Genomic DNA, 10,065 nt, shown 5'->3' with positions numbered 1-10,065 from the left:
ACATGTCGCCCCCCCCACCCAGCCCGGGTGGGGGGGGGGTGAGCGCGGCGCCGGTTCACCCCTCACCCCGGCCGCCGCGCGGGCCGTGTCCGTCAGGACGGGGTGTGCGGGGGACGGCGGCGGGAGGCCCTCCGCCTGGTGAGGTGGTCCGCGTGCTCCATGTAGCGCTCGACCAGGGAAGCGGCCACCGGGTTGTGCCCGCGGACGCGCAGCAGCCAGTGGGGGGCGATCCTCTCGTGCAGCCACAGGAACCCGATGGTGAAACCGAAGCTGAGCATCGCCTGGAGGGCGAGGAAGGACAGCAGCGGTTCCCGCAGCACGGTCTCGTTCCCGAGCACCAGCGCCGCGGCGTAGGAGTCGAACAGGCGGGCGAGGGGGAACCCCACCATCCAGTACAGCGCGAGGGGGGCCACCGCGCCGACGGAGAACACACCTTTGGCCAGCAGCACGCAGTACCCGGCGCCGAGTGAGGCGAGGGGGAGGCCGAGCGCCGCCCCCACCGTCACGGTGAGCACCGCGGGCAGCCCCGCCATCGCACCGACGCCGGCGGCGAAAAGGCCGGCGACCAGGCCGATGGCCGCACCGGGCACCGCGACCTCGGCGTGGTGGCGTAAGGAGTCGGAGGTTCTGGGGGAGACCCGGACGCCCATCAGCCCACCACCACCCCGAAGGCGAACAGGGAGAAGAAGAGCGCGCCGAGGTAGAACAGGGCGGCGAAGGCGATGACGGCGTTGGAGAGGATGCCCGGCCGGATCGGTTTGGGCAGGGTGAGGTTGTTGACCAGCAGCAGCACCACGCAGTACGCGCCCATCGCGAACGCGGACAGGAAGGCGAGCACGTCCAGGATCGCCGCGGGCCCGTCGGCGGGTCCGAAGAGCAGGACGAGGATACCGAAGGCGATCAGGCCCCAGAGGAACATGGCGTACAGCTTCGAGACGCCGATCTTCTTGGCGCCCGGTACGAAGTTGTAGGTCATGTCGGCCTGGCCGCGCGAGAAGGAGTCGAACAGGCCCAGCGTGGCGTTGAGCCCGATGAGGGCGATGAAGCAGAAGAAGATCGTGCCGAGGACCGGGCTCCCCGCGGCGGAGAAGGAGTTGGCCATGGCGTCCAGGGAGGCGTCGCGGTCACCCGCCCTGATGAGGTCGGCCACCGAGGGGTCGAAGCGGGCGGAGGCCTGGGCCAGGACCGTGAAGGAGATCGTCACCAGCATGGTGATGCCCCAGAACAGGACCATGGCGTCGAAGGTGACCCAGCGCCGCCAGCCCTTCCACTTCGCCATCTCCGCGGGGTCGGAGGTGTCGAACATGAAGCCGCGCGAGGGCATGTTCTCCTGGTCCCCGGAGTGCCGCAGCCCCCGGATCTGGGGGATGTGCGCGCCCATGCCCGCGCCCTTGTCGCGCAGGTGCAGGGTGTACCACATCTGCTGCATGCCGGAGGGGCCGGCGAAGGCGATGGAGCCGACGATGATCGGGAACCAGGCGGCCGTCATCGCCTCGGCGGGGAAGTAGCCGAACGAGAACATGCCGGTGATGGTGGAGGTGAGGTCGGACAGGTTGCCGACCATCGCCGCGACCACGGACGTGCCCACCACCAGGAGGCCGATACAGACGGAGAGCACGCTCTCCAGCAGGTTGTAGATGACCTTCGCCAGCGTGAACACCACACCGACGAGGAGCATCCCCGCGACCGCCGTCAGCTGCCACGGGATACCGGTCACCCGCTCGAACGCCGAGGCGCCGGCGGAGAGGTGGCCCGGCCAGACGTAGACCAGGATCGCTGTGAGGAAGAAGAACCACATCAGCGGCTTGAACACGCGCGCGGCGCCGTAGAAGATGCTCTCCCCGGTCGCCATCGCGTAGCGCGACATCTCCAGCATGACCACGGCCTGCAGGGAGACACCGACCAGGAACAGCCAGCGGATCTCGGGGCCGAACACGAGTACCAGCCTCGGCCACATGTAGGACTCGCCCATGCCGACGCCGAGGGCGACGAGGAACACGGTGGGCCCGAGGATGTGGATCGAGGGCGGAGCCTTGGGGAGGGGACGGATGGGCATCGGCTCCAGCCGGCCCGCCTTCCACACGCGCTCCTCCTGGGGAGGGGCGCCACCGGTGCCCGTGGCGGTGGGGGGTGCGTCGGACCCGGCGGCGGCCGGCTGCCGCTGGGCGGGGACGAAGGGGATCTGTGAGTCGGTGGAGGACTGGTCGGCGGAACCCGGCGTACCGCCGGTCTCGGGGCGTGAGGAATCCATGGACGGAACTCCCTGTGTGGGATGTGCGGATGCGAGCTGCTTGCTTGCATGGCGCCCCCGGGTGGTGCGGCCACCTCTCTGTCGGTGTGCGGGCGAACCGTCGCGGTCGGTGAGTGGCCGTCTCCGCGACGGAGGGTCCCGACGGCCTCGTGGCGGCGGCTCCGAGGCTGTCGGGATCAGGGGTGGTGCGGTGGTGCCGGGGCCCGGCCGGCGCCGAGGGCGCCGGCCGGGCATCCGGTCAGAGTAGTCCCGCGGCGCGCGCCCAGCGGTACTTCGCGCCGAGAATCTGTACCGGCTTCTCGGTGGTGTAGGGGAAGGCCACGATCCCGTGGTCGAACAGGTACCGCGCGGCCTCCTCCACCTCGGTGTCGCCCGAGAGGGAGGCCACCACGGGCTTGTCGACGCCCTTGGCCCTGGCCTCGGCCACGACCTCGCTGATCACCTTGGCGAAGACCATCGGCGGGGTGATGATGGTGTGCCAGTAGCCCAGGATCAGCGCGTGCACCCGCTCGTCCTCCAGGCCGAGCCTGACCGTGGCCTCGTAGGTGGAGGGGGGCTCGCCCCCGGTGATGTCGACCGGGTTCCCGGCTGCCCCGAAGGGCGGGATGAACGCCCGGAACGACGCGTCCAGGTCCGGCGGGATCTCGTACAGCGACATCCCGTTGTCGACCACGGCGTCGGAGAGCAGCACGCCCGATCCGCCCGCCCCGGTGATGATGACGACGTTCTCGCCCCGGGGCGTGGGCAGGACGGGCAGGGCGCGGCCGAACTCCAGCAGTTCGTTGAGCCCCGGTGCCCGGACCACCCCGGCCTGGCGCAGGATGTCGTCGTAGACCTTGTCGTCCCCGGCGAGCGCCCCGGTGTGCGACCCGGCCGCGCGCGCTCCGGCGTCGGTGCGCCCGGCCTTGAGCACGACGACGGGCTTGTGCGGTACGACCTCGCGGGCGGCCTCGACGAAGGCGCGGCCGTCCTTGAGGTCCTCCAGGTGCATGGCGATGGCGTTGGTGTTCTCGTCCTGGCCGAAGAAGGTGAGCAGGTCGTCCTCGTCGATGTCGGCCTTGTTGCCGACGCCGACGATGGCGGACACCCCGGTGTTGGTGCTGCGGCTGTAACCGAGGATGGCCATGCCGATGCCGCCGGACTGCGAGGTGAGCGCGGTGCCGCCGGTGACGTCGTAGGGGGTGCAGAACGTGGCCGACAGCTTCTCCGGCGTGTAGTAGTAGCCGTAGATGTTGGGGCCCAGGAGCCGGACGCCGTGCCTGCGGGCGATGGCCAGCACCTCGTCCTGCAACTCCTGCTCACCGGTCTCGGCGAAGCCGGACGGGATGAGGATGGCGGCGGCGGCCCCCTTCGCCCCCACCTCCTCCAGGGCGCCCGCGACGAACTTCGCGGGGATCGCGAAGACCGCCACGTCGACGTCGCCGGGGATGTCGAGGACGCTCGCGTACGCCTTGCGCCCGTACACCTCGGGGGCCTTGGGGTTGACCGGGTACACCTCGCCGGCGTACCCGCCGTCGACGATGTTCTTGATGACGGAGTGGCCGATCTTCCCGGCCTCGTTGGACGCGCCGATGACGGCGATCGACCTCGGCTTGAAGACCCGGTTCATCGCGCCGAGGATCTCGTCCCGGCCGAACGCCGTCGGCCGTTCGGCCGGGGTGAAGTCCAGGACGAAGCGGAGGTCGGCGGCCACGGCGGACGAGGGGCCGGCGAACACGGGGTTGAGGTCGGCCTCGGCGATCTCCGGGAAGTCGGTCACCAGGTCCGACAGTGCGCTGACGACCCCGGCGAGGCGCTCCTGGTCCACGCCGGGCCGGCCGCGCACGCCGCGCAGGATCTCGGCCGCGCGGATGTCGCCGACCTGGGACAGCGCCTCCTCCTGGGAGATCGGCGCCATGCGGAAGGTGACGTCCTTGAGGACCTCGACCAGGACGCCGCCCAGCCCGAACACCACGATCTTGCCGAAGGTGGGGTCGGTGGTCGCGCCGACGAGGACCTCGACCTCGGGTCCGCCGCCGATCTGCTGCTGGATCTGGATGCCGTCGATCCTCGCGCCGGGGGTGTGGGCGAGGGCGTTGGCGACGATCCGGTGGTAGGCCTCGGCGACCTTGTCGGCGCTGTCCAGTCCGACCTCGACGCCGCCGGCGTCGGTCTTGTGCAGGATGTCGGGGGAGACGATCTTGGCCACGACCGGGAGGCCGAGGTCCTGGGCGAGGGCCGCGGCCTCCTCCGCGGAGTGGGCCAGCGCCTCACCGGGGACGGGGATGCCGTAGGCGTCGGCGAGGACGCGGCCCTCGGGGGCGGTGAGGGCGGTCCGGCCCTCGGCGCGGGCCCGGTCGAGCACCTCGCGGACCGCTGCGCGGTCCTGGTCGGAACGCTCGGGGGTGTAGGCGGCCATGTCTTCAGATCACTCCGTTCGATGCGAGTTCGGCCAGGTCCTCGTCGGACAGCCCCAGTTCGCCGCGGTAGACGTCGGCGTTGTGCTCGCCCAGCAGCGGGGAGCGGACGACGTCCACCGGCGAGTCCGAGAGGCGGATAGGCGAGGACACCGTGCTGTAGGGGCCGCGTTCGGGGTGGTCGACGGTGGTGATGACACCGTTGGCCCGCAGGGTGGGGTCGTCGATGATCTCCCGGGTGGACATGATCGGACCGCAGGGGATGTTGTGCGCGTTCAGTGCCGCCAGGACGTCCCACTTGGGGATCTGGACGGTCCACTCCTCGATCAGGGAGAACATCTTGTCGAGCTTGTCCAGCCGGGCCTCGGGGGTGGACCACTCGGGGTCCTCGGCCAGTTCGGGGCGGTCGATGAGCCGGGTGATCGGTTCCCACCCGGCGGGTTGGACGATGACGTACACGTAGTCGTTGGGCCCGCCCGGGGCGGTGCGCACGGCCCAGCCGGGCTGGCCGCCGCCGGAGGCGTTGCCCGAACGGGGGACCTCGTCGCCGAAGTCGTCGTTGGGGTACTCCGCCAGCGGCCCGTGCACGAGCCGCTGCTGGTCGCGGAGCTTGACCCGGCACAGGTTGAGTACCGCGTCCTGCATGGCGACCTGGACGCGCTGGCCCCGCCCGGTGTGGGTGCGCTGGAACAGGGCGGCAAGGATACCGGCTACTGTATGCATCCCCGTGCCCGAGTCACCGATCTGCGCGCCCGTCGCCAGCGGCGGGCCCTCCTCGAACCCGGTGGTGCTCATGGAGCCGCCCATCGCCTGGGCGATCACCTCGTAGGCCTTGAAGTCGGCGTACGCGCCCGGACCGAACCCCTTGATCGAGGCGTAGACCAGCCGAGGGTTGGCCTCGGAGAGCGCCTCCCAGGTGAAGCCCATCCGGTCCAGCGCGCCGGGGGCGAAGTTCTCCACCAGCACGTCGCTGCGGCGCACCAGGTCCAGGAAGATCTCCTTGCCCCGGGGCTTCTTGGTGTTCAGCGTGATGCTCCGCTTGTTGGAGTTGAGCATCGTGAAGTACAGGCTGTCCACGTCGGGCCGGTCCCGGAGTTGGCGCCGGGTGATGTCGCCCGAGGTCGCCTCCACCTTGACCACGTCCGCGCCCATCCAGGCGAGGATCTGCGTCGCCGACGGACCCGACTGGACATGGGTCATGTCCAGAACGCGGACCCCGTCGAGTGCCTTGCCCATGACTCTTCCTCTCTGGAGCGGCTACTTGTACATGGTCTGGTTCATCGTCCCCGGGGCGTAGACATCGGGGTCGATCCAGACGTTGACGAGTGAGGGCTTGCCGGACTCGCGGGCGCGGCGCAGCGCCGGGGCGATGTCCGCGGGGTCCCGGACCTCCTCGCCGTGGCCGCCGAGCATCTTCGCGAACTCCGCGTAGTTCACGTCTCCCAGCGTGTTGCCGATCTCGCCCCGGTCCGCGCCGTACTTGGCGATCTGGCCATAGCGGATCTGGTTCATCGACGAGTTGTTGCCGACGATCCCGACGAAGGGCAGGTCGAACCGGACGAGGGTCTCGAAGTCCCAGCCGGTGAGGCTGAACGCGCCGTCGCCGAAGAGCGCGACCACCTCCTTGTCCGGGCGGGCGTACTTGGCGGCCATCACGAACGGGACGCCCACGCCCAGCGTGCCGAGCGGCCCGGGGTCCATCCAGTGGCCCGGCGACCTGGGCTGGACCACCTGCCCGGAGAAGGTGACGATGTCGCCGCCGTCACCGACGTAGATGGAGTCCTCGGTGAGGAACTGGTTGATCTCGCTGACCAGCCGGTAGGGGTGGATGGGCGTGGAGTCGGAGGTGAGCAGGTGCGCCCGCTTGTCGAGGGCGGTCTGTTCCTGGGTGCGCAGTTCCTCCAGCCAGGTCTTGCGGCTCTGGGAGCCGTTGTCCCCGTAGGCGGAGGTGGCCTGGAGCACCGAGGACAGGATGACGTCGGCGTCGCCGACCAGGCCCAGGTCGATGTCCCGGTTCTTGCCGACGGTGGCGTAGTTGAGGTCGATCTGGACGACAGTGGCGTCGGGGGAGAGGCGCTTGCCGTAGCCCATCCGGAAGTCGAAGGGGGTGCCGACGATGATGATCAGGTCGGAGTTGGTGAAGGCGTAGCGCCGGGAGAGCTGGAAGTGGTGGGGGTCGCCGGGCGCCAGGGTGCCCCGGCCGGCGCCGTTCATGTAGGCGGGGACGTTGAGGGCGCGGACCAGGTCGGTGGCCGACTGCGTGGCCCGCGTGGTCCACACCTGGTTGCCGAGCAGGATGCTGGGGCGCTCGGAGCGTACGAGCAGGTCGGCGAGCCGCTCGATCGCGTCGGGGTCGCCCGCCTGGCGCGTGGAGGCGCGGTAGCGGCCCTTGGCGGGGATGCGCGCCCTCTCCAGGGGGACCTCGGCGTCGAGGACGTCGCGGGGGATCTCCAGGAAGGACGGGCCGGGAGCCCCGTTGTTCGCCTCGCGAAACGCCATCGAGACCAGGTCGGCGACCCGTTCGGTGTGCGGCACGGTGGCGGCGAACTTGGAGATCGGGTTGATCATGTCCACGTGCGGGAGGTCCTGGAGCGAGCCCATCTTGTGCTGGCTGAGGGCGCCCTGGCCGCCGATGACCAGCATCGGGCTCTCGGCGCGGTAGGCGTTGGCGATGCCGGTGACCGCGTCCGTGGTCCCCGGTCCGGCCGTCACGACCGCGCATCCCGGCTTGCCGGTGATCCGCGCGTAGCCGTCGGCGGCGTGCGCCGCGACCTGCTCGTGGCGGACGTCGACCACGTCGATGCCCTCGTCGGCGCATCCGTCGTAGATGTCGATGATGTGTCCGCCGCAGAGCGTGAAGATGACGTCGACCCCCTCGGCCTTGAGGGCCTTGGCCACCAGGTGGCCTCCGGAGATCATGCTCTTCTCGCTGGTGGTGGATTCGGTGGTTCCCTTGCCGTCGGCCATCGGTGCGACGACCCCTTTCGTGCGGTGCGGGCGGGCTGCGTCCTCGGTGGATGATGTAGTCGGGATACTGTATACCGTGTACGTCACATTGGAGCACGGCGTCGCGGCGCTGTCCAGACCCCGTGTGCGGCGGGTGTGGTCCGCACCGGAAGCGGGCGCCGGAGCAGCGCCGCGAGCAGCGACGCCACCCCGCAGAGGGCCCCGGCGGCGGCCAGGCCCGCAGGCCAGGCGGCCGGCTGCGCCGACGCGAGCAACAGCGCGGCCCCGCCGACCCCGACCAGTCCGCCGACCGCCTTGGAGCTGTAGACGAGGCCGTGGATGCCGGCGGTCCACCGCCAGCCGAAGTGGCCCTCGGTGATCGCACGGGTCAACGGGTAGCAGGAGCCGGTGCCCGCGCCCGCCACGACCGCGAGGAGCACCACCACGGCGCTCTGGCCGGTGGGAACGGCCGCGGCCAGGCCCGCCTGGGCGAGCGCGCCGGTCCCCAGCAGCAGGGCGAGCGCCCGGCGCCGGCCGGTCCTTTCGGCCGCCGCCCCCGCGGCCAGCCGCCCGAGGCCGCTGGCCGCGGCGAAGGCCGTGACCGCCAGGGCGGCGGTGGAGGGGGGATGTCCGCCCTCCAGGAGGAGCAGGGGCAGGGCGGCGAGGGTGAACAGCCCGCTCGCCCCGGAGAGGGCGACGATCGCGTGCAGGAGCGGCAGCGAGCCGCCGGTCGCCCACGCCTGGGCGTGGGTGAAGTCGTTGGCGGGGGGCGGGTCGGCGCCCCGGAGCAGCGCGGCGGCGCGGGGGTCGGACTCCGGGGGCCACCATCGCGGCGGGGCCGTGCGCTGGCCCGCGCCCCCGGCGACGCCCAGGACCAGGACCAGCGCGGCGAGCGACGCGCACGCCAGGGGCAGGGAGGAGGGGGCGACCCCGGTCGCGATCGCCGGGAGGAGGGGGACCGATCCCAGCGCGAAGGCGCCGCCCACGGCACCGGAGCGCATGGTGCGCCGGTCGGGGAACCAGCCGCCGACCAGGTCCGTGCAGGAGTGGTAGACGAGTCCGGCGCCCACGCCGCCCAGGAGCCCGTAGCCCAGGACGGCGGCGGCGGGTCCGGAGGCGGTGCCGAGCACGAGGAGCGCGGCGGCGCACAGCAGCGCGCCCGCCTGGATCAGGGGCCCGGCCCGCAGCTCCCTCCTGGCCCTGGCGCGGTGCAGGGCCGGGGCGCAGGCGCCCTGGGCCAGGGTCCACACCACGAACGGGAGCAGGGCGGTGGCGGGGGACCAGCCGTGCGCGGCGATCAGCGACGGGACCGCGGCGCCGTAGCCGAACTGCAGGACCCCGACCGCCGCGACGGCGACGAGGGCACGGACGAGGATGGCGGAGCGGGGGCCGCCGGTCAGGGCACGGGCCGAGGGGCCGACGGAGTAGTGCCTGCCGCGCCAGTCGCGCACCTCCTCCCGGTCGGAGGGGGAGGACGACCGCGGGTCGGGGGCGTGGGGTCTGCGCATGGCGACACCTCCTTGTATGCAGTATGCAAAGCGGGTGGCGGTCTGGGAAGGGGTGGCCCAGGACACATTTCTGCCGGAACGAGTATTGAATACTGCATACAGTATGTAGTATCACTCGGAGGGGACACGACAACCACGTCAGGAGGAGGCCAGGTGGATCTCCACGAGTACGAGGCCAAACAGCTCTTCGGGGAGTACGGCGTACCCCTCGTCGAGGGCGAGATCGCGGACACCCCGGAACAGGTGAGGCTGGCGGCCGGCCGCATCGGCCACCGGGTGGTGGTGAAGGCACAGGTGAAGACCGGTGGCCGCGGTAAGGCCGGTGGCGTGAAGGTCGCCGAGGGCCCCGAGGACGCCCAGGCCAAGGCCGAGCAGATCCTCGGTAGGGACATCAAGGGCCACACGGTCCACCGCGTCCTGGTCGAGGAGGCCTCCGACATCGCGGAGGAGTACTACTTCTCCTTCCTGTTGGACCGTGCGAACCGCACCTTCCTGTCGATCTGCTCCGCCCGGGGAGGCATGGAGATCGAGGAGGTCGCCGCCTCCGACCCCGACGCGGTCGTACGCACCCCGGTCGGCCCCGAAGGGGTGGACCAGGCCGCCGCGCTCGGCATCTGCCGCGCCGCCGGCCTGCCGGAGGAGGTGCGGGACTGCGCCGCCCAGGTGATCACCCGGCTCTGGGCGGTCGCCGCCGGGGAGGACGCCACCCTCGTGGAGGTCAACCCCCTGGTGCGCACGGCCGACGGCCGGATTATCGCGCTCGACGGCAAGGTCACCCTGGACGAGAGCGCCGGGTTCCGCCACCCCGAGCGGGTCCCCTTCGCGAACGGCTCCGACGTCGACGACCGCGAGCGCAGGGCGAAGGAGAGGGGTCTGAACTACGTGAAGCTCGACGGTGAGGTCGGGATCATCGGCAACGGCGCGGGTCTGGTCATGTCCACCCTGGACGTGGTCGCCTACGCCG

General features: G+C 71.3%; 7 protein-coding genes. 1 reads left to right on the top strand and 6 read right to left on the bottom strand.

From position 1 onward, the window contains the following. Positions 1-92 precede the first annotated feature (92 nt). From ACFWTE_RS28755 to ACFWTE_RS28730, 6 genes are all read right to left on the bottom strand, one after another. The gene (locus ACFWTE_RS28755) at positions 93-650 is read right to left on the bottom strand and encodes a hypothetical protein (protein ID WP_378783058.1); all 558 of its coding nucleotides are present in this window, start codon (positions 648-650) and stop codon (positions 93-95) included. Then, positions 650-2,251 carry an Nramp family divalent metal transporter gene (locus ACFWTE_RS28750; RefSeq protein ID WP_378783057.1) on the bottom strand — a complete coding sequence of 534 codons (1,602 nt, stop codon included), beginning with the start codon at positions 2,249-2,251 and terminating at the stop codon, positions 650-652. Before ACFWTE_RS28750 ends, ACFWTE_RS28755 begins: the two co-directional genes overlap by 1 nt. 238 nt (positions 2,252-2,489) lie before the next feature. Then, complete coding sequence (locus tag ACFWTE_RS28745) at positions 2,490-4,649, bottom strand: acetate--CoA ligase family protein (RefSeq protein WP_378783056.1); 2,160 nt, start codon at positions 4,647-4,649, stop codon at positions 2,490-2,492. A gap of 4 nt (positions 4,650-4,653) precedes the next feature. Continuing rightward, positions 4,654-5,883, bottom strand: coding sequence for a formyl-CoA transferase (frc, locus tag ACFWTE_RS28740; RefSeq protein WP_378783055.1), 1,230 nt, complete (start codon positions 5,881-5,883; stop codon positions 4,654-4,656). Positions 5,884-5,904: 21 nt separating this feature from the next. Then, positions 5,905-7,614 carry a thiamine pyrophosphate-binding protein gene (locus ACFWTE_RS28735; RefSeq protein ID WP_378783054.1) on the bottom strand — a complete coding sequence of 570 codons (1,710 nt, stop codon included), beginning with the start codon at positions 7,612-7,614 and terminating at the stop codon, positions 5,905-5,907. An 83-nt stretch (positions 7,615-7,697) separates the two neighbouring features. Continuing rightward, positions 7,698-9,101, bottom strand: a complete 1,404-nt coding sequence (locus ACFWTE_RS28730; RefSeq protein ID WP_378783053.1) for an MFS transporter — start codon at positions 9,099-9,101, stop codon at positions 7,698-7,700. A 153-nt stretch (positions 9,102-9,254) separates the two neighbouring features. Between ACFWTE_RS28730 and ACFWTE_RS28725 the strand changes: the two genes are divergently transcribed. After that, the coding region (locus tag ACFWTE_RS28725; RefSeq protein WP_378783052.1) for an ATP-grasp domain-containing protein at positions 9,255-10,065 on the top strand (811 nt) is incomplete at its 3' end.

The organism is Nocardiopsis sp. NPDC058631, assembly GCF_042716955.1.
Lineage (GTDB): Bacteria > Actinomycetota > Actinomycetes > Streptosporangiales > Streptosporangiaceae > Nocardiopsis.
Note: the sequence above shows the minus strand (reverse complement) of the source record. Positions and strands in the feature narration are given on the sequence as shown.